The following is a 22,721-nucleotide window of genomic DNA, read 5'->3' on the forward strand; positions in this document are numbered from 1 at the left end:
GTTATGAGACTACGGGATCACACCATCGCTCTCACCACCATCGTCCGGCGCGAGGTGCGCCGCTTTCTGCGCATCTGGATGCAGACGCTGCTGCCGCCGGCCATCACCATGACCCTCTATTTCATCATCTTCGGTAACCTGATCGGTTCGCGCATCGGTGAGATGGGTGGCTATGACTACATGGAGTACATCGTGCCTGGGCTGATCATGATGGCAGTGATCACCAACTCCTACGGCAACGTGGTCAGCTCGTTCTACAGCACCAAGTTTCAGCGCAATATCGAGGAGCTGCTGGTCTCACCGGTGCCCAACTTTATTATCCTGACCGGCTTTGTTATCGGCGGCATGGCCCGGGGGCTTTTGGTCGGACTGATCGTCACCTGTCTGTCGCTCTTCTTTACCCAGTTGCAGGTGCACAACCTGGGCGTCATGGTCTCGGTAGTGCTGCTCACCTCGGTGCTCTTCTCCCTGGGGGGCTTTATCAATGCCATCTACGCCAACAGCTTCGACGATATCGCCGTGGTGCCCACCTTTATCCTGACCCCGCTCACCTACCTGGGGGGCGTTTTCTACTCCATCAGCCTGCTGCCAGAGTTCTGGCAGAAGGTTTCGCTGATCAATCCGATCCTCTACATGGTCAATACCTTTAGATACGGCATTCTTGGCGTTTCCGACATCAACGTCGGGTTCGCCTTCGGTATCATCCTGTTGTTTATCGTCGGGCTGTATACCTACGCCCTTTACCTGTTGCGGATCGGCAAGGGGATCCGCCACTGAGGCCTGTTATGAGTCACCATCACGAGCACCTGAAACACTCCCCTCTGGGCCAGACCAGCGACTATGTCGCCCACTACGACCCGTCTCTTCTCTGCCCGATTCCCCGCGCCAGCAGCTGGCGGGAGCGTGGCTACAGCCAGGCGCCGTTTCAGGGCGTCGATTTGTGGAACGCCTACGAACTCTCCTGGCTCAGCCCGCGGGGGCTGCCCCGGGTGGCGATGGCCGAATTCAGCGTGCCTTGCGATTCGCCCAATATCATCGAGTCCAAGTCGTTCAAGCTTTACCTCAACTCCTTTAACCAGACCGCGTTAGAGGGCCCGGAAGAGCTGCGCGAACGATTGGTGCGCGACCTCACTGCCTGCGCCGGTGCGCCCGTGGGGGTGGTCCTGCGCTCGGTGGACGACGTCGACGCCTTCGGGCTGCTGACCGGCGAGTGCCTGGACGATCGGGACATCGCCATCAACCACTACCAGCCTGCACCGGAGCTGCTTCGTACCCGGGACGAGAAACCTGTGGAAGAGCAACTCTTCAGTCACTTGCTCAAGTCCAACTGCCCGGTCACCGGCCAGCCTGACTGGGCCAGCGTTCAGATCGAATACCGCGGCGCGCCCATTGACCGTGACGGCCTGCTCGCTTACCTGGTGTCGTACCGCGAGCACGGCGATTTTCACGAACAGTGCGTGGAGCGGATCTTTCTCGATATCCTTGAGCACTGCCAGCCGCAGCGGCTTCGGGTCTACGCCCGTTACCTGCGTCGAGGGGGGCTGGATATCAACCCCTTGCGCAGCACTGAGGCGGTTGAAGTGACCAACCCGCGGCTGAGCCGGCAGTAAGTAATTTCGGCGTGGAGACCGATTGATGGATGCACTGGAGCTTTTGCAAACCCGCCTTTCGTCCCCCTCTCTGGCGGGGCCGGGGCCGACCGAGGCGCAGCTTGAGGCGATGTTGCGCGCGGCGCTGCGTGCCCCCGATCACTGTTGTCTCAAGCCTTACCGGTTCCTCAGCATCGAGGGGGGGCGCCGGGTTGAGCTGGGAGAGCTGTTCCTGGAGGCGACCCTGAGCGATGAGCCCGACCTGATCGAGGCGCGGCGCGAGAAAGTGCTGGCCATGCCCCTGCGGGCGCCGCTGGTGCTGGTGGTGATCGCCACGTTGTGCGAACACCCCAAGGTGCCGGCCGTGGAGCAGCGCGTCACCGCTGGCTGCGCCGCCCATGCGTTGGAGCTGGCGGCGGCGGCCCAGGGGCTTGGCGCCATGTGGCGAACCGGCAGCCTGGCCTACCACCCGCGGGTCAAGGCGGGGCTGGGATTGGGGAGCGACGAGGAGATCATCGGTTTTCTTTATCTCGGAACCCCCGCCAACAGCAGCAAGAAGTTGCCGCAAGAGGACCCCGCGGCAAAACTGGATGTCTGGCAGGGGGCTGAACGATGAGTCTGCAGGCAAAACTGGCCGATTTTGAGCGCGAACTGCGGGCGGCGATTCCCCTGATCGAGCACATGGGGTTTGAATCGCTGCAGTACGACGAAGCCTCACTCAGCGTGCGCGCCGCCCTGGCCCCCAACAAAAATGACAAGGGCACTGCGTTTGCCGGGGCGCTGAGCGCCAGCGCCAACGTGACCGGCTGGGGGCTGATTACCCTCCTGCTGAGCGACGAGCCGCGCCCCTATGACGTGGTCATTCGCGACAGCCGCCTGGAGTATTTCCTGCCGGTGACCCGGGACTTCACCGTGACTGCAAGGCTCCCCGCGTCAGGCGAGGTCGAGCGCTTCCTGGAGAAGTTGCGGGCCCGCGGCAAGGCGCGCCTGGACCTGGTGGTTGAAGTGTGTGAGGACGAGCAGTGCTGCTTTCGCCTGCAGGGGGCCTATGTTGCGCTGGAGAAGCGCCAGTGGGTATGAGGAAGCCCTTTCAGCATTGACCCTGTAGTTTACTTCAGGGTTTATCCTTTCTTTGATATCTGCCGACAGGATACCCGAGTATGAGCCAAGCCCTTCACCTGCAGTTGCAAGGCGTCAGCTGTAACGGCTGTGTTGGCAAGATTCGCCGCACCCTGCAAGCCGAAGATAAAGAGGCGGATCTGCAGGTGACCCTGGAAACGGGGCGCGCCCGTGTTTTCAGCACGCTGCCGCCGGACCGGATACAGAGCCTGATCAGCGAGTTGGGGTACGGGGTGGAGCTGGCGGCAAAAAACAGCGAGACGCTTCGCGTCGAAGGCGTCAGTTGTAACGGCTGCGTCAACAAGATCAGAAAGGCGCTCGCGGGCGAGGACTCCGATGCCAAGCTGAGCGCGGACCTCGATACCAAGCGGCTAACCTTCAACAGCCGGCTGAGCGGGTCTGAACTGACCTCCTTGCTGGACGACCTGGGCTATCAGGCCCAGCCGTTGGCGCCTGAAACCCACACTTTCAGGGTGGATGGCATCACTTGTAACGGCTGCGTCAACAAGATCAGAAAGGCGCTCGCGAGCGAGGATCCCGAGGCCGAGCTGAGCGCGGACCTGGACTCCAAACAATTGACCTTCACAACCCGCTTAGGCGAGCCGGCGCTGATCGGCCTGCTGGAAACGCTGGGGTATTCGGCCCAGGGACCAGCCAAGGTCGAGCACGAGCCATCGGCGCCGCCGGTGTCGGGTGTGCAACCGGCCGCCCAGCCTCAGGCGGACCAAGGCCCTGGCATTCAGCTGGCCCTGCAGGGCATGACATGCGCCAGCTGTGTGCGCTCCGTGGAGCAGGCGTTGGGGGCGGTGGCCGGGGTCGAGCGGGTGGATGTCAATTTTGGCAGCCGCAGCGCCCTGGTGACAGGAACGGCTGCGCCCGAGCAGCTGATTGAGGCGGTGTCTGATGCCGGCTACGGCGCGACCCTGGTGGAAGACGCCGGGGCGGCCGAGGCAGAAAGGGAGGCCAGCGAGGCCGCGGAATATCGCCGCCGCCTGCGTAACACCGCCATCGGCCTGGGGCTGGGCGTTTCGTTGATGCTTTACGGCCTCGTGGAAGGTATGGCCATGCAAAGCGGTGCCCAGCGCCTGGGGTGGGGGTTGGTGGGGTTGTTGACCCTGGCGGTGCTGCTGACCGCCGGCCGTCACTTCTTTGTTGGCGCCTGGAAGGCGTTTCGGCACCATAACGCCAACATGGATACCCTGATCGCCATGGGCACCGGCTCTGCCTGGGCCTACTCCATGCTGGTGGTGCTCCTGCCCGACCTGCTGCCGGCCTCGGCCCGTGGGCTCTATTTTGAAGCGGCGGCGATGATTATCGGTTTGGTTAACCTGGGCCAGGCGTTGGAAATCCGCGCCCGCGGGCGCACCAATCAGGCCATTCGACGGCTGCTGGACCTGCAGGTCAAGACCGCCCGGGTGCTGCGCGATGGCGACGAGGTGGACGTCCCGGTGGAGCAGGTGCACCTCGATGATTACGTCCGCGTGCGCCCCGGAGAAAAGGTGCCGGTGGACGGGGAGGTGGTTGAAGGACACAGCCTGGTTGACGAGTCCATGCTGACCGGGGAGCCCCTGGCCGTGGAGAAGGGCGCAGGTCATGCGGTTTCGGCCGGTACCCTGAACCGTACCGGCACCTTGGTTTTTCGGGCCACCCGGGTGGGACGTGATACCGCCCTGGCCCAGATCGTGGACATGGTGCGCCGGGCCCAGAACACCAAGCCGCCGATCAGCCAGCTGGCGGACCGGGTCGCCGCCATTTTTGTCCCTTCGGTGCTGATCATTGCCGTACTGACGGCGTTGGCCTGGTTCAATTTCGGTCCGGCGCCGCAGTCGGTCTACATGCTGGTTACCGCGGTCACGGTGCTGATTATCGCCTGCCCCTGTGCGCTGGGGCTGGCGACCCCCATCTCCACCATGATCGGCATCGGTAAAGCGGCCGAATTCGGCATCCTGATTCGTAACGGTGAAGCCCTGCAACAGGCCAGCAACCTGACCACCATCGTGCTCGACAAAACCGGCACCATCACGCAGGGGCGGCCCGAGGTGACAGATTTTGAGGTGGCTGCAGGGGCGGAGCGGGAGCAGGCGCTGGACGTGCTCTACGCCCTGGAGAGCGGTTCTGAACACCCGCTGGCCGAGGCCGTGATCAACTTCACCGGTCGTCGCGACCTGAGCGCGAAGACACAGGGTTTCGAGGCGCTGAGCGGTCGTGGGGTTACGGCTTCTTTCGAGGGGCGCCGCTATTTTTTGGGCAACAGCCGTTTGATGGAGGAGCAGAGCATTGCCCTGGGGGCGTTGCAGGAGCGCGCCCAGGCTTGGGAAGCCCAGGCCCGTACGGTCATTTTTCTCGCTGAAGCCGGGCGCCTGCTGGCGCTGGTGGGCATATCCGATCCGATCAAGGAGGACGCGGTGGCGGCGATCAAGCGCCTCCACGATGAGGGAATCAAGGTGATGATGCTCACCGGGGACAATGCCGCCACCGCCAAGGCAGTGGCCGAGGCGACCGGTATCGACAGCTACCGGGCCCAGCTGCTCCCCGAAGACAAGCTGCGGATCGTATCCGAGCTGCAACAGGCCGGTGAGCGGGTGGGGATGACGGGTGACGGCATCAACGACGCGCCGGCCCTGTCTCAGGCGGACGTGGGCTTTGCCATCGGCACCGGCACCGACGTGGCCATCGAGAGCGCGGATGTCACCCTGATGCGCGGTTCTCTGCATGGGGTGGCGGATGCCATCGAGCTGAGCCGCGCCACCCTCCGCAATATCAAGCAGAACCTGTGGGGCGCCTTCGCCTACAACAGCCTCGGGATTCCGGTGGCGGCGGGTGTTCTCTTTCCCTTCACCGGGTTGCTGCTCAACCCGGTGATCGCCGGCGTTGCCATGTCGCTGTCATCGGTGACCGTGGTCAGCAACGCTAATCGACTGCGCTTTTTCCGGCCCGGGGATAGAACCCAGCCGAAATCCGCCGAGGAGGTGCTCTGATGGAACTGTTGGTTAACGGCGTTGGAATCGGGCTGGTGGCGCTGATCGTATGGTGGTTCTGGTTGAGCAACTAGCGGGCGAGCGGCAGGCTTTGGCGCGGCGGCTATCTTGGCCGACCGGGTTCGGGGCGTATTTAGCCTGTTTCGGGGCCAGGGGCCTTGTGTTTGCGCGCTCGCAGGGCAAATAAACCACGCCCCGATCAACTGCCCTGGCGGTGGTGCGCTTTTCTCGGCGCGGTTGGGCGGATCGGGGCGTGGAGGTACTCTGGGCTCCCTTTAAACTGTTTACCCTTTGAAATGGGCTGAGGCGCCTCAGGCCGTTTTCTCCACCTGATGCAGGTGCACATCCTGCTGCGGGTAAGGAATGCTGATCCCCTCCTCGTCAAAGGTCAGCTTGACCTTTTCCTGCATTTCGAAAAAGACATCCCAGTAGTCCGGCGCGTTGACGAAGGCGCGCACCGAGAAGTTAACTGAGCTGTCGGCGAGCGCGGAGAGCACCACCTGGCTCGCGGGGTCCGTGAGGATCCTATCGTCCTCGGCGACCAGCCGTTGCAGAATCGCCTTGGCCTTGCGCAGGTCATCATCGTAGCTAATGCCGAACACCATATCGACGCGTCGAATGGGGCTCAGGGAGAAGTTGATGATACTGCCGTTGGAGAGGTTGCCGTTGGGGATAATAATGGTCTTGCGGTCGACGGTGTGAAGCACGGTGTTGAATATCTGGATCTCCTTCACGGTGCCGCTATGTCCCTGGGCCTCGATGTAATCGCCCACCTTGAAAGGCTTGAACAGCAGGATCAGCACACCGCCGGCAAAGTTGGCCAGGCTCCCCTGCAATGCCAGACCCACCGCGAGCCCGGCGGCACCCAGAATGGCGATAAAGGAGGTGGTCTTGATTCCGACCATGGAGGCAACGCTGACCAGCAGCAGTACCTTGAGGGTGATGGAAGCCAGCTTGTCCAAAAAGGAGGCCAAGGTATCTTCCACCTTGGCGGCTTTGAGGACCCGGTCCAAGCCGCGTACCAGGTAGCGAATCAGCCACAGCCCCAGCAGCAGGGTAATGATTGCCATCAGCAGCTTGCCGCCGTATAGGACCCCGTACTCGATGGCCATATCCTTGTAGGCGCTGAGCTGTTCGCCGTTCAGCGAAGCCAGTTGGTTGAGCTCTTCCATTACACTTTTACCTTTTTAATCAGAGGGTAAACGCCGACCTGGCGATACACGAAAGTCTAGCTGATGTAAAAACTAAAGAAAAAAGTGGCGGGGTCATCGCGAGGCTGTCGTTTTAAAAACACGTAAAACCTGCGGTTAAAGGTGGCGGTCACCCTCCCGAGGCTGTTGGCCTTGAGGCTCAGCGGCGAGCGCCCTGGCTTGCCGGTGGCGGCGGGCCCGGCGATAATCGAGGCAGTGTTTGCCGGGTTGTCATATCCTTTCAAGGCGTATCGGGTCGTTTTCTGGCTCGTCGCCGGCCCCACTCGGGTGCCTGTTTCGCTGTTTTTTGAATGAAGTCGGGTAGTGCATGGCCAAGAAGTGGAAGTTGCAGGTGGGTGCGGGTCTGGTGTCGGTGCTGTGCTGGGGAGCGATCGCTCCGGCGGTTGGTGAGCAAGCCCGGGCATTTGCGGCCGAGATTGTTGAATTCTCTCTGGAACGCCGGGTCGTTGAGCAGATTCTGGAGGACCCGGAAAATACCCCCCGCCACCTGACCAGGGCCGGCAAGCACCCGGACTACCTTAACCGGCTGGAGACAGGCGAGCGCGAGAGCCTGTTGCAGGCTGCGCAGAGAAGCCCCACTGCCCTTGCTGAACAGGGCCACACCCTCCTCAAAACGACGCCCGGAAAGCTGGTCTCCCTGCATGCCGAGCTGGTCGAGGCCCTGAGTGCCGAGCAGCGCCTGGCCCTCGAGACGCAGATCCAGGCGCTGGTGGTCGACAAGCGGATTGCGATCGCCGACGGACGCCTAGTCTACAACGGTTTCCCCGCCTGGAAAAAAGTGCTGATTGGTGGCGGTGGGGTCGCCGTCCTGGCCGGCCTCGGCGGTGGTGGCGGTGGTGGAGGAGGTGGAGGAGGTGGCTCCAGCTCCGGTGGTGGAGACAGCTTGGAAAACGGTTTCGAGCCGCCCCTGTTCACGATTACCCAGGCCTACAGCGCAGACTATCGCCACGCCATGGTGGGCACCCTGCAGGCCCATGCGCGGGGGTATGACGGCGAAGGGGTGACCGTGGCCATCCTTGATACCGGGTTTCGCGCCAGCCATCTGGAACTCGACGGCCAGTTCGATGCTTTTTTCAACGCCATTACCGGTGCCAGCGGGGCGGCGGCTTCGGTGGATCCGGACGGGCACGGCACCCATGTGGCAGCGATTATCGGGGCCAAGCTCAATGCCAGCCCGGTGACGGGGGTGGCCCCGGGGGCCCGCTTGGTGGGGATTCGGATTGGCGATGATGCCGGTCAACTGACCAACGACGATGCGCAACTGGCCGCGGCCGTGGATTTTGCGGTGGCTACCGGCAGTGCCTTTACCAACAACTCCTGGGGCGTATTTACGCCCATTGATGCCGTGGAAGCGGACCAGGTCGAGGGCTTTTTCCCCGGCTTGCTGCAGGCGTTTCGCGATGCCGCCGCGGCGGACCGGGTGATGGTGTTTTCTGCTGGTAACCAGGGCGAGGACCACCCCCTTCAGCCCCAGGCGCTGGCCGGGCTGCCGGTGCTGTTCCCGGAGCTGACGGACCACTGGGTGGCGGTGTCGGCGGTGGGACCGGACGGGAGGCTGGCCAGCTACTCCCAGGCTTGCGGTTCTGCCGCTGCCTGGTGCCTGGTGGCTCCGGGGGGCGAGGTCGGGGTGGATGGCGAATTGCTGGTATCGGCCGCCCATACCGGGGATGCCGATTATGCCGGCGCGGCGGGAACCTCCCTGGCAACGCCCATGGTGACCGGCGCCCTGGCGGTGCTCAAAGAGCGCTTTCCCACCCTCGACAATGCCACGGTGGTGGACCGCCTGTTCCTGACCGCTAACAAGGAGGGCATCTACGCAGAAACGGCCCTCTACGGCCAGGGGCTGCTGGACCTGGAGAAGGCAACCGATCCGCTCGGAGCGCTCTCGGTGGTCGACCCCGATATCAGCACCACGGGCGGCGTCGAGGCGCTGTCCCTTGCCGCCTTAAGGGTTGAGTTGTCCCGCGCCTGGGGAGATGGCTTTAGCACAGCCCTGGCGGGGAACACTCTGGCCGTGGCTGATAGCCAGGGGGCTGGCTTTTTTATCGACCTTGGCAGCCTGGCCGCTCCGCAGCCGCAACCGAGCACCGATGACCAGCTGCATCGCTACCGCTTCTCTGACCGCCAACTGCCATTGGCTCTGGGGGGTGGAGCCACACTGACCCTGCAGTACGTCGGTGGCGCCCGGAATGGCTTTCAGGGGGGGGTCTACCGGGTTCAACACGCAGACCGGGAATGGCGGCTGGGGATGAGCAACCGCTCCCGCCCCCTGCTGAGTTTCGCCCCGGGGCGCGGGCTCGACGGTGCCTACTCCGCCACTGGATTCAGCCTCCCCTACCTGGATGCCGACAGCCCTCTCTGGGGTACTCATTACGCCAGTAACGATGGCCCCGTGACCTGGGGGCTGACGTTCCTGGCCTCCCGGGGAGCGCCCTCAAGCGCCGGCGTCATTCAGGCCCGGGTCGGGGTTGCCAGTGTGAGCTTCACCCCCTTGGCAGGGCTGAAGCTGGGGTGGCAACTGGGGCACGGCCATGAAACCGACGGCGTGCTGGGGGCCAGGTTCCAGGGGGGCCTGGCGCTTTCCGACAAGACGCCTTTTACCTACACCGGCCTGCAGGCGGAGTGGCAGCTGGCGGAGAACACCCAGCTGGCGGCCGCGGCCTACCTGGGGCGCGCGCGCCCCCAGCGGGGCGCGGGGTTGGTGACGGGGATCTCGGATCTGATCAGTTCGAGCTTCGCCCTGGGGCTGGATCACCAGCTGGATCAGCGGCACCAGCTTGGCGTGCTGCTCAGCCAGCCGTTGCGTATCGAACGGGGGGAAATGGCGCTGACCTATTCCAACGGCTACGTGGGCAACCAGTTCAACCGTACTCGGGCGGAGATTGATCTCGCACCGAGCGGCCGTCAGCGTGATTACGAGCTGTTCTATCGTCTTAAGGCCGACGCCCGCGCGACCTTCAAAGCCTCCCTGGTTCACCAGCAGGAGCCCGGGCATCGCCGGGGCACGCGTAACAATCTGATTCTGTTTTCAACCGGGCTGTCTTTCTAGGCCCCTGGGAAGGCTCGATCAGCGGTTGACCACCCGCTGGCGCTGGGCTTCGAGCCCCATGGCCAGCAGGTAAGGATCCTCCGCCTGGGCCGCCAGAAAATCCCCTTTGCAGGTCCAGCCCCGCCAACCGATGGCGATCAGGCTCTGGGCCACGGCCCCGCCCAGGGTGGCGCCGGGGCCGAGCAGGATAATGCGCTCGGGCGCATACTCCTTCACCGCTACCTGCACCGCCGCGGTGAAATCGTAGGGCTGGCACACCTGGTGGTCGAGGGTGTAATCCCACAGGGCGCGGGTGTGGGTTGAATGGGGCGACCACTGGCCGCCGCGACCGTCGACCAGCGGCAGGCGTGGCGGGGCGAACAGGGCCGCGCCCAGCCGCTCCCGCCCAAGCGCCGCCACGTCGGTGAGCAGCGGGGTATGGAAAGCGGCCTGGTTGTGCAGGCGCATGGGATAGCGCCCCTGCTCGGGGGGCAGTTGCTCCTGCAGGCGCTTGAGCGCGGCGGCGTTGCCGCCGAACACGCGCAGCCCGCCCAGTCGAATCGACAGGTGCAGCGCGCAGCCGGGCTCCTCGTTGATGGCCCGGGTCAGGGCATCCAGGGTCTCGTGCCGGCCCGGGATCGGGCGCCAGTTATCGTCCACCTCGGGGTAGATCAGCTGGCCACCGATCAGCGTCTGCTGCATCAGGGTGCCCATGGTGTTGATCACTTGGAAGGCCCCTCGTTCATCCAGAGCACCGGCGCAGGCCAGGGCGATGTACCAGCCCATGGAGTTGCCGGTGAGGGCGCAGATATCGAACCGCTCCCGGTCGATGGCCAGGAAATCGGCATAACTGCAGGCCCAGATCAGGGTCGAGGCGTTGTCGCCGCGGCTGTGTTCGCTGAGGCTGTAGCGGGCGCGCGCGTCCAGCTCGCCGATGGGCGTCTGTTCGAGGCCCCGGCGCCAGCCGTCGATCCGGGCGATCAAGCCCTGCTTGTCGCCGTGGTGGCGGGCCAGGTAGCCCAACTCCGTGGCGTTGTAGGTGCCGCGCCCCGGGCAGATCACCAGGGCTTTCTCTTTTTTCCTCAAGGGTGGGCTCCTCAAAACGTGCTCAGGCGGTTCCACGCCGCTCGCGGTTCAGCAGCGCCAGGGCGGCGTCGACGATAGCGTCCCGCGACGGCAGGGTGGCGGTGGCGGCCCGGCCCAGGGGAATGAAGGAGTCTTCGGCGGTGACCCTTGCTAACGCGGGCAGGGGCGAGACCCGCTCGGCGAACAGGGTGACCAGTTGCTCCCCCACGGAACCGGTGCGGCGGCATTCGTCGACGATCAGCAGGTGTTGGCAGGGGGCGACGGCCGCCAGGATCGCCGCCTCGTTCAGGGGGGCAAGCCAGCGCAGGTCGATGACCCGCAGCGCGATACTCTCGGCTTCCAGCAGCCGGGCGGCCTGGCGGCTGAGGTAGTAGCCGTTGCCGTAGCTGAGGATCGCAAGCTCCGTGCCTTTGCCGTACTGGCCCAACTGGCCCAGGGGAATGGGGCGGGCCTCGGCGGGCGGGCGGTAGCGGGATGTCCAGAGGCCGTCGCCGGCCTCGTGCAGGTCGCGGGTCATGTAGAGGGCGATCGGCTCGATAAAGACCACGATGCGCTGCTCTTCCCGGGCCAGGCGCACCGCTTCACGCATCATCTCCACGGCGTCCTCGCCGCTGCTGGGGCAGGCGATCACCACCCCGGGAATGTCGCGGAACACGTTGAGGCTGTTGTCGTTGTGAAAGTGGCCGCCGAACCCTTTCTGGTAGCCGAGCCCGGCGATGCGGATCACCATGGGGTTGGTGTACTGGCCCCGGGAGAAGAAGCTGAGGGTGGCCGCCTCGCCGCGGATCTGATCCTCCGCGTTGTGGACGTAGGCCAGGAACTGGATCTCCGGAATGGGGATAAAACCGTTGTGGGCGGCGCCGATGGCCAGCCCCAGGATACTCTGCTCGTCCAGCAGGGTGTTGATCACCCGGTGGCGGCCGAACTTCTCACTGAGCTGGTGGGTGACGTTGTAGACCCCGCCCTTGGGACCGATGTCCTCGCCCATCATCAGGATCTCGTCGTGGGCCGCCATCAGGTCCGTCAGGGACCAGTTGAGCAGCCGGGCCAGGTGCTGGGGCTGGTCGAGTTGGCTGCGCTCGCGGGCGAACAGTGTCGCGCGGCTGGCCTCGTCCGGAGTGTGGGCGGGCAGGGGTGTGCGGGCGGGCGGCACCAGGCTGCCCATCACGCTGCGGGCATCACCGGGCTTGGGCCGTTGAATGGCCAGTTCCGCCACCCGCTCGACCCGCTCGCCGGTCTCCCGGTAGATATCGAGCACCAGGTCGGCGCGCAGCCCTGCCTGCTCGATCAGCAGCCGGGCAGAGTGGAGCAGGGGGTCGCGGGCCTCGCCGGCTTCGATCTGCTGGCGACTGCGGTAGGCCACCTCGGCGTCGGAACCGGCATGACCGAGCAGGCGCACGCAGCCCATGTGCAGAAAAACCGGCACCCGGTGGCGCCTGGCCAGGCGCTCCGCCTCACGGGCAACCCGGTAGGTGTCGAGCAGGTCGAGCCCGTCGCAGTAAAGGTAGCGGAGCCCCGGCCGTTGCCCGAACGCGGCGTGAATCCAGCCAGCCGGGGTGGCGGTGGAGATGCCGATGCCGTTGTCCTCGCAGATGAACACCAATGGCAGCGGCAGCTTCTGGTAGCTTGTCCAGCAGGCACTGTTGATCGCTCCCTGGGCGGTGCTGTGGTTGGCTGAGGCGTCGCCGAAACTGCACAGCACCACCCCGTCGTGGGGCAGCTCGCCCGCGTGCCCCATGCGCTTGGCCAGGGGGATGGAGTAGGCGGCGCCCAGCGCTTTGGGGAGGTGGGAGGCGATGGTGCTGGTCTGGGGCGGGACGAGCAGGGATTTACTGCCCAGCACCTTGTGGCGCCCGCCGGAGATGGGGTCGTCGCTGGAGGCGGCGAAGCTCAGCAGCATGTCCCACAGCGGCGTCTCCCCCGGAGTCTGCCGGGCGCGCTGGATCAGGAAGGCGGCGTCCCGGTAGTGCAAAAAGGCCATGTCGTCGGCGCGAAAGGCCGCGGCGACGGCGGTGTTGCCCTCGTGGCCGGCGCTGCCGATGGTGTAGAAGGACTCGCCCCGGGCCTGCAGACGGCGCGAGCAGAGGTCCAGCTGGCGGCTCAGCACCTGGCTCTCGAACAGTTCAACCAGCTTCGCCCGGTCGAGACCGGCCGCCTCGAGGCTGTGCCGCTGGGCGGTGGCCGGCAGGTCGCCTGCGGCAACCCGGCGATGGAAGTTGGCGTCGACGACCTCGGCCCGGTTTTGCATGTCTCGCTCCTGTCCTGGGGTTCAGAGGATGAGGTGCTTAGCAGATTAGGGGCTTAGCAGAATGCCTGGATGCCGGTCTGGGCCCGGCCCAGGATCAGCGCGTGGACGTCGTGGGTGCCTTCGTAGGTGTTCACCGCCTCCAGGTTCATGACGTGGCGAATGACGTGGAATTCGTCGGAGATGCCGTTACCGCCGTGCATGTCACGGGCGGTGCGGGCGATCTCCAGCGCCTTGCCGCAGGAGTTGCGCTTGAGCAGGGAGATCAGCTCCGGCGCGCACTGCGCCTGGTCCATCAGCCGGCCGGCTTGCAGGCAGCCCTGCAGCCCCAGCGCGATCTCGGTCTGCATATCGGCCAGTTTTTTCTGGATCAGCTGGTTGGCGGCCAGGGGGCGGCCGAACTGGGTCCGGTCAAGGGTGTACTGGCGGGCGGCGTGCCAGCAGAACTCGGCAGCGCCCAGCGCCCCCCAGCTGATGCCGAAACGGGCCTTGTTGAGACAGCCGAAGGGGCCTTTCAGCCCCCGGGCGTCGGGCAGCAGGTTCTCCTCGGGGACGAAAACGTCGTCCATCACGATCTCGCCGGTAATGGAGGCGCGCAGGCTGAACTTACCCTCGATCTTGGGCGCGGAAAGCCCGGTCATGCCTTTCTCGAGGATAAAACCACGGATCTCACCCTCGAGCTTGCCCCAGACCACGAACACGTCGGCGATGGGGCTGTTGGTGATCCACATCTTGGCGCCTTTGAGGCGGTAGCCGCCGTCTACCCGCTCGGCGCGGGTCTTCATGCTGGCAGGGTCGGAGCCTGCGTCGGGCTCGGTGAGGCCGAAGCAGCCCACCCATTCGCCGGTAGCCAGCTTGGGCAGGTACTTCATGCGCTGCGCTTCGCTGCCGTAGGCGTGAATGGGGTGCATCACCAGCGAGGACTGCACGCTCATGGCCGAGCGGTAGCCGCTGTCGACCCGCTCCACCTCCCGGGCGACCAGGCCGTAGCAGACGTGGTTGACCCCGGCGCAGCCGTATTTTTCAGGCAGGGTGGCGCCCAGCAGTCCCAGTTCCCCCAGCTCGCTCATGATCTCCCGGTCGAAGTGTTCGTGGCGGTTGGCCTCCAGCACCCGGGGCAGCAGCTTTTCCTGGCAGTAGTCGCGGGCGGCGTCACGGACCATCCGTTCCTCGTCGCTCAGCTGGCTGTCGAGGTTGAACGGGTCGGCCCAGTCAAAGTGGGGTTTGGCAGTCATGGGAAATCTCGGTCAAGCGGCAATTGGATTGTGGGTATGAAAGCAGGTTATGGGTTTTTTTGACAAAGGAATAATATTCTTTACCTCTATCACCTATAGCAAAAACCTATACACGAGGCTGCGATTATGGATCTGCGCGCGCTACATTACTTCGAGGCTGTCTACGAGGGGGGCAGCATCAGCGCCGCGGCGCGCCTGTGCTATATCGCCCAGCCGTCGATCTCGGCGGCGATCCGCCAGCTGGAGACGCAGCTCGGCGCCCGCCTGTTCGTACGTCACCCGCGGGGCGTCAGCCCCACCAAGGCCGGGGAGCAGCTCTACCCCCTGTCCAAGAAACTCACCGGCGAGGCGCGGGCGATTCAGCGCCTGTTTGCCGCCAAGCCGCGCCCGGAACCCTTTCGGCTGGGGTTGATGCGCTCCTTGGGGGCCGAGCGCATGAGTCTGCTGCTCAAGGAGCTGGTGGCCGCCGAGGAGGCCCTGGAGCTGACCCTGGTCAACCCCGAGGAGCCCTGCGACGCCCGGATCATCGATGCGGTCGACCTGGCGCCAGGGGAGCGTTTTCAGCCCCTGTGGCTGGACCGCTACCAACTGGCGCTGCCGTTGGGGCATGAGCTGAGCCTTGGGGAGCGTATCGCCTGTCGCGACCTGGCCGGGATCGCCTTTATCAATCGCGATCCCTGCAGCGCCCTGGTGCACCTGCGGCGGCACCTGCACGAGCTGGGGGTGGAGCCGGCGGTGCGGGCTAATATCCGCACCCTGGAGTACGCCCTGGCGCTGGTCAGCGCCGGGGTTGGCTGCGCCCTGGTACCCGACTGGGAGAGCACCCGGGCGCGGGACGATATCGTCCTGCGACCGTTGGCGGAGATTCGCCTGGAACAACAGATCGGGCTGGCCTACAGGGCTGATGCGGCCCTTACACCGGTGCTGCAGCGGGCCATTGACCTGTGCTGCCAGCGCTGGCAGGAAGAACGCAGCGGTTGACCCTTTTTGTCACTGATCCGGCCGGCTTGCGGCTGTTTCGGTATTCTGTAACTGGCTGAAACTATTCGCTATTCAGCTTGTGTATCAGGGGGTATGCGTTTTCTGAATAGGGCACTTGCGGAATTTCGATTGTGCCCTTCCCGGGCCTGCCCTAACCTTCTTCGTCGAATATTCAACACAACCATAACAAGAACCCGGCGGTTGTCGCCCCGGCGGCGTTGAAGTCTGCCCTTCTGGACTCGGCGCCCGGGGAGATGCTCCAGGGTTCGCAATTAGGATAGTGACAATGAATAAATTCAGTACCCTGATGGCCGGCGCGGCCCTGACCCTGGGGCTTTCCCTCGGTGCCCAGGCCGCCACCCTGAAGATGGCGTACGATGCCGATCCCGTCTCCCTGGATCCCCACGAGCAACTCTCCGGCGGCACCCTGCAGCTTTCCCACATGGTGTTCGACCCCCTGGTGCGCTGGAATAAGGAGCTTGGCTTCGACCCGCGTCTGGCCGAGAGCTGGGAGCGGATCGATGACAAAACCGTGCGCTTCAAGCTGCGCCGCGGGGTCAAATTCCACTCCGGCAACGAGCTGACCGCCGAGGATGTCCGCTGGACCTACGACCGCCTCGTCACCAGCCCGGACTTCAAGGGTATCTTCGCTGCTTTCGAAGGGGTCAAGGTGGTGGACGACTACACCTTCGACCTGGTGACCAAGGAGCCTTACCCGCTGGTGCTCCACTCGGCCACCTACATCTTCCCCATGGACTCCAAGTTCTACACCGGCACTGACGAGAAGGGCGAACCCAAGGATCGCCTGGTCAAGCACGGCGACTCCTACGCCTCCAGCCACCTGTCCGGCACCGGTCCCTACGTGGTCAAGAGCCGTGAGCAGGGCGTCAAGGTGGAGTTCGAGCGTTTTGACGGTTACTGGGATACCACCTCTCCGGGCAACGTGGACGAGATCGTCCTGACCCCCATTAAAGAGGCCCCCACCCGCGTCGCGGCGCTGCTCTCCGGCGACGTCGACTTTATCGCCCCGGTGCCGCCCACCGACCACAAGCGCATCGAGAGCAGCAGCAACGTGGATCTGGTCACCATGCCGGGCACCCGTGTCATCACCTTCCAGATGAACCAGGAGCGTCGCCCCGAGTTCAAGGACGTGCGCGTACGTCAGGCGATTGTGCACGCCATCAACAACGAGGGCATCGTCAAGAAGATCATGCGCGGTTTCGCCACCCCCGCTGCCCAGCAGGGGCCTGAGGGCTACGCCGGCTACAAGGCCGAGCTCAAGCCCCGCTATGACCTGGCCAAGGCCAAGCAGCTGATGAAAGAGGCCGGTTACGAGGACGGCTTCAGCATCACCATGATGGCCCCCAACAACCGCTACGTGAACGACGACAAGATCGCGCAGGCGGCGGCTTCCATGCTGGCCAAGATCAACATCAAAGTTGATCTCAAGACCATGCCCAAGGCCCAGTACTGGCCCGAGTTCGATGCCCGCGCTGCGGACATGATGATGATCGGCTGGCACGCCGACACCGAGGATTCGGCCAACTTCTCCGAGTTCCTGACCCTGTGTCCCAACGCGGAGAGCGGTGCTGGTCAGTACAACAGCGGCAACTACTGCAACCCCAAGGTGGATGAGCTGGTCAAGGCTGCCGGCAGCGAGACCGATCCCGCCAAGCGGGCCGCCATGCTGCAGGAAGTGGAGCAGATCCTCTACGACGACGCCGCCTTCGTGCCGCTGCACTGGCAGAACCTGGCCTGGGCCGCGAACAAGAAGGTCAAGGTGGAGCCGATTCTCAACGTGATGAACTTCCCCTACCTGGGTGATCTCGTCATCGAGGAGTAAGTCGCCTCAAGGTCCCCGGCGCGCGCCGGGGACCGCCCCCCGGGGCACTGGGGTGAGCGCCTTGGAAGGTGCTCACCCGAGTCACCCCGCATAACCCAACGGTCGTCGGCCTCCGCCTTCGGCTGCCTGTCTTTTATTTTTCGCTGAGAGAGCAACACTATGATCGCCTTTGTGGTACGTCGGCTATTTCAGGCCGTGATCGTCATGTTCGTGATCAGCCTGCTCAGCTTCTCCATTCAGGACAACCTGGGGGATCCGCTGCGCGAGCTGGTGGGTCAGTCGGTATCCGAGGAGGAGCGTCAGGCGCTTCGCGACGAACTGGGCCTTAACGACCCCTTCCTGACCCAATACCTGCGCTTCGTGGGCAACGCCCTGGAGGGCGACCTGGGCACCTCCTACTTCTTCAAGGAGCCGGCCCTGGATGTGATCCTCAACAAATTGCCGGCGACCCTGGAACTGGTGTTCGGCGCCACCCTGATTATCATCCTGCTGTCGGTGCCCCTGGGCGTCTACTCGGCGATCAATCCGCGCAGCTGGTTTTCCAAGACCGTGATGGGCATGTCAATCGTCGGCATCTCCATCCCGGTGTTCCTGACCGCGATCATGGCGATCTACCTGTTCTCCGTGGAGCTCAACTGGCTCCCCTCCTACGGGCGCGGGGAGACGGTGCCGGTGTTCGGCAGCTGGGAAACCGGTTTTCTGACTAAGGATGGCCTGCTGCACCTGCTGCTGCCCTGTGCTTCTCTGGCCTCGATCATGCTGCCGCTGTTCATCCGCCTGATCCGCTCGGAGATGATGGAGGTGCTGGAGTCCGAGTACGTCAAGTACGCCTGGGCCAAGGGGCTCTCGCCGCTGCGCATCTGGTTCCTGCACGCCCTCAAGAACACCATGCTGCCGGTGATCACCGTGGGCGGGGTGCAGATCGGTACCATGGTGGCTTACACCATTCTCACCGAGACCGTGTTCCAGTGGCCGGGCATGGGCTTTCTGTTCCTGGAGGCGGTCAACCGCGTTGATACACCGCTGATCGTCGCCTACCTGATCGTGGTAGGGGCCATCTTCGTCATCACCAACACCCTGGTGGACCTGATCTACGGCCTGGTCAATCCCACCGTCAAACTGGCAGGGAAAAAGTCATGACAACACCTGTTGAAGTTCTCGATATACCGACCCGCCCCAGCGCCTGGGCGCGGTTCAAGGACACCCACCTGTTCCACAGCTTTACCCGGGACAAGGTGGCGATGGTCAGCTTCGGGCTGTTTGTACTCTACGCCCTGGCGGCGCTGTTCGCGCCCCTGATCGCCCCCTATAACCCCTACGATCCGGCGTCGATCGACATCATGAACTCCGAGCTGCCGCCCATCTGGCAGGAGGGCGCCGATCCCGCGTTCCTGCTGGGCACCGACGCCCAGGGCCGGGACATGCTCAGCACCATGCTCTACGGTACCCGCATCTCGCTGATGATCGGTATCTGCGCGGTGATGCTGCAGATGTTCCTGGGGGTGCTGATCGGCCTCAGCGCCGGTTACTTCGGCGGCCGGGTGGACAGCTTCCTGATGCGCATGGCGGACATCCAGCTCAGCTTCTCCACCATGATGGTGGCCATCGTGGTGCTGGCGGTGTTCCAGGCCGCCTTTGGCGCCGAGCTCTACGCCGACCTCGCCATCTTCATGCTGATCCTGGTGATCGGCATCGCCGAGTGGCCCCAGTACGCCCGCACCGTGCGTGCCTCCGTGCTCGCTGAAAAGCACAAGGAGTACGTGGATGCAGCGCGGGTGATGGGTTTTGGCAGCGGACGTATCATGTGGCGTCATATTCTGCCCAACACCCTCTCGCCGCTGCTGGTGATCTCCACCGTGCAGGTGGCCAACGCCATCATCAGCGAGGCCTCCCTGAGCTTCCTGGGCCTGGGGATGCCGGTTTCACAGCCCTCCCTGGGCTCGCTGATCTCCAGCGGCTTCGAGTACATCTTCAGCGGCGCCTGGTGGATTACCGTGCTGCCCGGCATCGTGCTGGTGGTGCTGGTGCTGGTGATGAACCTGCTCGGCGACTGGCTGCGTGATGTCCTCAACCCGAAACTCTACAAGGGGTGAGCCATGAGTGTATTTAGTCTGATCTCTGGCTCCGGGCTGCGCGATGTCCAGCCCTTAACCGCTGCAAAACTCTACAAGGGGTGATCAAAATGGCCTTATTGGAAGTTGAAAACCTCGAGGTGACCTTCGGTCTGCGCCAAGGCGCGGTGAAGGCGCTGCGCGACGTCAGTTTCACCGTGGAGCGGGGCGAACGGGTCGGTATCGTCGGCGAGTCCGGCGCCGGCAAATCGGTGGCGGCGTTCTCCATTCTCAACCTGATCAGCCGCCCGGGGTATATCTCCGGCGGGCAGATCCGGTTCGAGGGCCAGGACCTGAGCAAGCTCAGCAGCGATGCGATGCGCGAGATCCGCGGCAACCGCATCGCCATGATCTTCCAGGATCCGATGATGACCCTGAACCCGGTACTGACCCTGGGCCAGCAGATGGTGGAGTGCCTCAAGGCGCACCGCAAGATCAGCACCCAGGAGGCGCGCCTGATCGCGGTCGAGAAGCTGCGCCAGGTGCACATTCCGTCGCCGGAAAAGCGCATCGACCAGTACCCCCACGAGCTTTCCGGCGGCATGCGCCAGCGGGTCATCATCGCCATCGCGCTGCTGCTGGACCCGGTGCTGATCATCGCCGACGAGCCCACCACGGCCCTGGACGTGACCATCCAGGCGGAAATCATGGAGCTGCTGCTGGAGCTCTGCGAATCCAACAACGTGGGACTGGTCCTGATCACCCATGACCTGGGCGTCGTGTCCCAGGTGACCCAGAAGGCGATCGTCATGTACGCCGGGCGGGTGATCGAGCAGGGGCCGACCAAGGAGATCATCAACGACGCCCAGCACCCCTACACCCAGGGGCTGATCAACGCGCTGCCCCAGCAGACCCTGCCGGGACAGCGGCTGAACCAGATTCCGGGATCCATGCCCAGCCTGCAGAATATTCCCGCGGGCTGCGCGTTTAACCCGCGCTGTGAGTTCGTGATGGATGTGTGCAAGCAGACACTACCGGGCTTCACCCGCTCCGGCGGCTGTCAGGTGGCCTGCCACATGGTGCGCGAGATGAAAGAGAAGGCGGCACAGGAAGCGAGCTGAGGACTGAACGATGAATGCACAACAACCGATACTGCAGGTTCGCGACCTGGAAAAACGCTTCAACATCTCCGGCGACTTTCTTGACCAGCTCAAGTTCCAGGGCGGCAAGATCGTGCGTAAGCAGGAGAATGTCCACGCCATCAACGGCGTCAGCTTTGACGTCATGAAGGGCGAGGCCCTCTGCGTGGTGGGGGAGAGCGGCTGCGGCAAGTCCACCGTGGCCCGTACCGTGATGGGGCTGCTCAAGCCCTCCGGCGGCAGCATCCACTACAACGGCGAGCGCATCGATCAGCTGTCCGACCGGGCGGTGCTGCCCTACCGCAAGAAGATGCAGATGATCTTCCAGAACCCCTACGCCTCGCTCAACCCGCGCAAGACCATCACCCAGACCCTGGAAGAGCCGGTGCGCTTTCACAACCCGGGGATGTCCGAGACCGAGGTCAAGGACAAGGTGAAGGCGGTGATGTTTGATGTGGGGATCGATCCCGGCTGGGGGGTGCGTTACCCCCACGAGTTCTCCGGGGGCCAGCGCCAGCGCATCTCCATCGCCCGGGCCCTGACCCTTGACCCCGAGTTCGTGGTGGCGGACGAGCCCATCTCCGCGCTGGACGTCTCCATTCAGGCCCAGGTACTCAACCTGATGATGAAGGCCCAGGAGGAGCACAACCTGACCTACCTGTTCATCACCCATGACCTGTCGGTGGTGGAGCACTTCGGAACCCGGGTGGCGGTCATGTACCTGGGTACACTGTGCGAGCTGGCGCCCACCAAGACCCTGTTCGCCACGCCCCGGCACCCCTACACCCAGGCCCTGCTCAGCGCCATTCCGCGGCTGCAGGACCATCGCCCCAACCACATCAAGCTGCAGGGCGAAGTGCCGACCCCGGTGAACCTGCCCAGCGGCTGCGTGTTCCACGGTCGCTGCCCCCACGCCAACGACCGCTGCCGCCAGGAGGTGCCGAAGCTCGTGCCCCAGAGCGACGGCAGCCAGGTGGCCTGTCACGGGGTCGAGGAGGGGCGGCTGTGAGCAACGTCGGGTTGCGTATCAGCAGCGCCTTCGACGGCGGTAATATCGAGGTGGTGGAGCTGGCGCGTCCCGACGATGTGCAGTTGCGGATCCTTCCCGACCGTAATTCGGCGTTCCTGCAGTGGTTCTATTTCCGCCTGCAGGGGGCACGCGGCCAGCACTGCCGGCTGCGCCTGCTCAACGCCTGCGATGCGGCCTACCCCGATGGTTGGGTCGATTACAAGGCGGTGGCCTCCTACGACCGGCGCAACTGGTTCCGGGTACCGACCCACTTCGACGGCGAGTCGCTGGTGATCGAGCACCAGCCGGCCACGGACAGCGTCTATTTCGCCTACTTCGCCCCCTACAGCTGGGAGCGTCACCTGGACCTGCTGGCCCGCGCCGAGGGTTCGCCCCGGGTGCGGGTGGTGTCTGTGGGGGAGAGCCTGGACGGGCGGCCCCTGGACCTGCTCCAGATCGGCAGCGCCGACCCGGAAAAGCGGCGGGTCTGGATTACCGCCCGCCAGCACCCCGGCGAGACCATGGCGGAGTGGTTTATGGAGGGGCTGATCGAGCGCCTGCTGGATGAATCCGACCCGGTGACCCGCAAGCTGCTGGGGCAGGCGGTGTTCTACCTGGTGCCCAACATGAACCCCGATGGCAGCGTGCGCGGTCACCTGCGCACCAACGCCGCGGGGGTTAACCTCAACCGCGAATGGCACGCGCCGAGCGCCGAGCGCAGCCCCGAGGTGCTGGCGGTGCGCAACCAGATGGATGCCACCGGGGTGGATCTGTACCTGGATATTCACGGCGACGAGGGACTGCCCTACAATTTCGTCGTCGGCTGCGAGAACAACCCCGGCTACAGCGCGCGTATCGCCGGCCTGGAAGGCGCCTTCAAGGACGCCTTTCTCGACGCCAGCCCGGATTTTCAGGTCACCCACGGCTATCCCCAGGGGCAGTTCGAGGAAGAGACCCTGACCCTGGCCAGCAACCAGGTGGGGCAGCGCTTTGACTGCCTGGCCCTGACCCTTGAAATGCCTTTCAAGGACAATGCCGACCTGCCCGGATCGCTCCAGGGGTGGTCGCCCGAGCGCAGCCGGCGCCTGGGCGCGGCGGTGCTGCAGCCGATTCTGGCGGTACAGGCTAAGCTGCGTTAGGCAGAACCTCAAACACAGCCAAAAGGAACGCTGATGCGCCAACGGGGGCGGGAAACCGCTAGCTATTC

General features: G+C 64.3%; 17 protein-coding genes. 13 read left to right on the forward strand and 4 right to left on the reverse strand.

The window, feature by feature from the left end; all coding sequences use genetic code 11:
* The first annotated feature begins 3 nt into the window (after positions 1–3).
* The 5 genes from JGZ97_RS16440 to JGZ97_RS16460 all read left to right on the forward strand — a co-directional run bounded on the left by JGZ97_RS16440 (position 4) and on the right by JGZ97_RS16460 (position 5,686).
* Positions 4–777, forward strand: a complete 774-nt coding sequence (locus JGZ97_RS16440) for an ABC transporter permease (RefSeq protein ID WP_207063782.1) — start codon at positions 4–6, stop codon at positions 775–777.
* Positions 778–785: 8 nt separating this feature from the next.
* Positions 786–1,610 (forward strand): NADPH-dependent 7-cyano-7-deazaguanine reductase QueF, encoded by an 825-nt coding sequence (queF, locus tag JGZ97_RS16445; protein WP_207063783.1) that lies wholly within the window; start codon positions 786–788, stop codon positions 1,608–1,610.
* Positions 1,611–1,635: 25 nt separating this feature from the next.
* Positions 1,636–2,205, forward strand: coding sequence for a nitroreductase family protein (locus tag JGZ97_RS16450; RefSeq protein WP_207063784.1), 570 nt, complete (start codon positions 1,636–1,638; stop codon positions 2,203–2,205).
* Entirely contained in the window at positions 2,202–2,669 is a 468-nt protein-coding gene (locus tag JGZ97_RS16455; RefSeq protein ID WP_207063785.1) for a YiiD C-terminal domain-containing protein, read from the forward strand. Before JGZ97_RS16450 ends, JGZ97_RS16455 begins: the two co-directional genes overlap by 4 nt.
* Positions 2,670–2,749: 80 nt before the next feature.
* Positions 2,750–5,686 carry a copper-translocating P-type ATPase gene (locus JGZ97_RS16460; RefSeq protein WP_207063786.1) on the forward strand — a complete coding sequence of 979 codons (2,937 nt, stop codon included), beginning with the start codon at positions 2,750–2,752 and terminating at the stop codon, positions 5,684–5,686.
* Positions 5,687–5,997: 311 nt separating this feature from the next.
* On the opposite strand, the gene JGZ97_RS16465 is transcribed toward JGZ97_RS16460, so the two are convergent.
* Positions 5,998–6,858 (reverse strand): mechanosensitive ion channel family protein, encoded by an 861-nt coding sequence (locus JGZ97_RS16465; protein WP_207063787.1) that lies wholly within the window; start codon positions 6,856–6,858, stop codon positions 5,998–6,000.
* Between the two features lie 346 nt (positions 6,859–7,204).
* On the opposite strand from JGZ97_RS16465, the gene JGZ97_RS16470 reads away from it, so the two are divergent.
* The gene (locus JGZ97_RS16470; protein WP_207063788.1) at positions 7,205–9,946 is read left to right on the forward strand and encodes a S8 family peptidase; all 2,742 of its coding nucleotides are present in this window, start codon (positions 7,205–7,207) and stop codon (positions 9,944–9,946) included.
* A gap of 18 nt (positions 9,947–9,964) precedes the next feature.
* On the opposite strand, the gene JGZ97_RS16475 is transcribed toward JGZ97_RS16470, so the two are convergent.
* Genes JGZ97_RS16475 through JGZ97_RS16485 form a run of 3 tightly spaced genes read right to left on the reverse strand, consistent with a single transcriptional unit; the run spans position 9,965 to position 14,491 of the window.
* On the reverse strand, positions 9,965–11,011 hold the full coding sequence (locus JGZ97_RS16475) for an ACP S-malonyltransferase (RefSeq protein WP_207063789.1): 1,047 nt from the start codon (positions 11,009–11,011) through the stop codon (positions 9,965–9,967).
* Positions 11,012–11,033: 22 nt separating this feature from the next.
* A complete protein-coding gene (locus JGZ97_RS16480) occupies positions 11,034–13,259 on the reverse strand; it encodes an alpha-ketoacid dehydrogenase subunit alpha/beta (protein WP_207063790.1) in 2,226 nt (741 codons plus the stop codon).
* A 53-nt stretch (positions 13,260–13,312) separates the two neighbouring features.
* Positions 13,313–14,491, reverse strand: a complete 1,179-nt coding sequence (locus JGZ97_RS16485) for an acyl-CoA dehydrogenase (protein ID WP_207063791.1) — start codon at positions 14,489–14,491, stop codon at positions 13,313–13,315.
* 126 nt (positions 14,492–14,617) lie between these two features.
* On the opposite strand from JGZ97_RS16485, the gene JGZ97_RS16490 reads away from it, so the two are divergent.
* From JGZ97_RS16490 to JGZ97_RS16520, 7 genes are all read left to right on the forward strand, one after another.
* The gene (locus JGZ97_RS16490; protein ID WP_207063792.1) at positions 14,618–15,472 is read left to right on the forward strand and encodes a LysR family transcriptional regulator; all 855 of its coding nucleotides are present in this window, start codon (positions 14,618–14,620) and stop codon (positions 15,470–15,472) included.
* Positions 15,473–15,758: 286 nt separating this feature from the next.
* On the forward strand, positions 15,759–17,315 hold the full coding sequence (locus JGZ97_RS16495; RefSeq protein WP_207063793.1) for an ABC transporter substrate-binding protein: 1,557 nt from the start codon (positions 15,759–15,761) through the stop codon (positions 17,313–17,315).
* Positions 17,316–17,474: 159 nt separating this feature from the next.
* The gene (locus JGZ97_RS16500; protein ID WP_207063794.1) at positions 17,475–18,455 is read left to right on the forward strand and encodes an ABC transporter permease; all 981 of its coding nucleotides are present in this window, start codon (positions 17,475–17,477) and stop codon (positions 18,453–18,455) included.
* A complete protein-coding gene (locus JGZ97_RS16505) occupies positions 18,452–19,408 on the forward strand; it encodes an ABC transporter permease (protein ID WP_207063795.1) in 957 nt (318 codons plus the stop codon). The genes JGZ97_RS16500 and JGZ97_RS16505 overlap by 4 nt, the downstream gene beginning before the upstream one ends.
* A gap of 89 nt (positions 19,409–19,497) precedes the next feature.
* The gene (locus tag JGZ97_RS16510; protein ID WP_207063796.1) at positions 19,498–20,487 is read left to right on the forward strand and encodes an ABC transporter ATP-binding protein; all 990 of its coding nucleotides are present in this window, start codon (positions 19,498–19,500) and stop codon (positions 20,485–20,487) included.
* A gap of 10 nt (positions 20,488–20,497) precedes the next feature.
* Positions 20,498–21,514 carry an ABC transporter ATP-binding protein gene (locus tag JGZ97_RS16515; protein WP_207063797.1) on the forward strand — a complete coding sequence of 339 codons (1,017 nt, stop codon included), beginning with the start codon at positions 20,498–20,500 and terminating at the stop codon, positions 21,512–21,514.
* Complete coding sequence (locus JGZ97_RS16520) at positions 21,511–22,653, forward strand: M14-type cytosolic carboxypeptidase (protein WP_370584088.1); 1,143 nt, start codon at positions 21,511–21,513, stop codon at positions 22,651–22,653. Before JGZ97_RS16515 ends, JGZ97_RS16520 begins: the two co-directional genes overlap by 4 nt.
* The last annotated feature ends 68 nt before the right edge of the window (positions 22,654–22,721 follow it).

It is taken from the genome of Motiliproteus sp. SC1-56, from assembly GCF_017309075.1.
Taxonomy (GTDB): Bacteria; Pseudomonadota; Gammaproteobacteria; order Pseudomonadales; family Balneatricaceae; genus Motiliproteus.

What these genes read in the sequence shown, in the direction of transcription:
- JGZ97_RS16495 (WP_207063793.1), top strand. Translation starts at nt 15,759, where the DNA reads ATGAATAAATTCAGTACCCTGATGGCCGGCGCGGCCCTGACCCTGGGG.
- JGZ97_RS16465 (WP_207063787.1), bottom strand. Translation starts at nt 6,858, where the DNA reads ATGGAAGAGCTCAACCAACTGGCTTCGCTGAACGGCGAACAGCTCAGC.
- JGZ97_RS16485 (WP_207063791.1), bottom strand. Translation starts at nt 14,491, where the DNA reads ATGACTGCCAAACCCCACTTTGACTGGGCCGACCCGTTCAACCTCGAC.
- JGZ97_RS16440 (WP_207063782.1), top strand. Translation starts at nt 4, where the DNA reads ATGAGACTACGGGATCACACCATCGCTCTCACCACCATCGTCCGGCGC.
- JGZ97_RS16470 (WP_207063788.1), top strand. Translation starts at nt 7,205, where the DNA reads ATGGCCAAGAAGTGGAAGTTGCAGGTGGGTGCGGGTCTGGTGTCGGTG.
- JGZ97_RS16460 (WP_207063786.1), top strand. Translation starts at nt 2,750, where the DNA reads ATGAGCCAAGCCCTTCACCTGCAGTTGCAAGGCGTCAGCTGTAACGGC.
- JGZ97_RS16455 (WP_207063785.1), top strand. Translation starts at nt 2,202, where the DNA reads ATGAGTCTGCAGGCAAAACTGGCCGATTTTGAGCGCGAACTGCGGGCG.
- JGZ97_RS16505 (WP_207063795.1), top strand. Translation starts at nt 18,452, where the DNA reads ATGACAACACCTGTTGAAGTTCTCGATATACCGACCCGCCCCAGCGCC.
- JGZ97_RS16515 (WP_207063797.1), top strand. Translation starts at nt 20,498, where the DNA reads ATGAATGCACAACAACCGATACTGCAGGTTCGCGACCTGGAAAAACGC.
- JGZ97_RS16480 (WP_207063790.1), bottom strand. Translation starts at nt 13,259, where the DNA reads ATGCAAAACCGGGCCGAGGTCGTCGACGCCAACTTCCATCGCCGGGTT.
- JGZ97_RS16450 (WP_207063784.1), top strand. Translation starts at nt 1,636, where the DNA reads ATGGATGCACTGGAGCTTTTGCAAACCCGCCTTTCGTCCCCCTCTCTG.
- queF (WP_207063783.1), top strand. Translation starts at nt 786, where the DNA reads ATGAGTCACCATCACGAGCACCTGAAACACTCCCCTCTGGGCCAGACC.
- JGZ97_RS16510 (WP_207063796.1), top strand. Translation starts at nt 19,498, where the DNA reads ATGGCCTTATTGGAAGTTGAAAACCTCGAGGTGACCTTCGGTCTGCGC.
- JGZ97_RS16490 (WP_207063792.1), top strand. Translation starts at nt 14,618, where the DNA reads ATGGATCTGCGCGCGCTACATTACTTCGAGGCTGTCTACGAGGGGGGC.
- JGZ97_RS16500 (WP_207063794.1), top strand. Translation starts at nt 17,475, where the DNA reads ATGATCGCCTTTGTGGTACGTCGGCTATTTCAGGCCGTGATCGTCATG.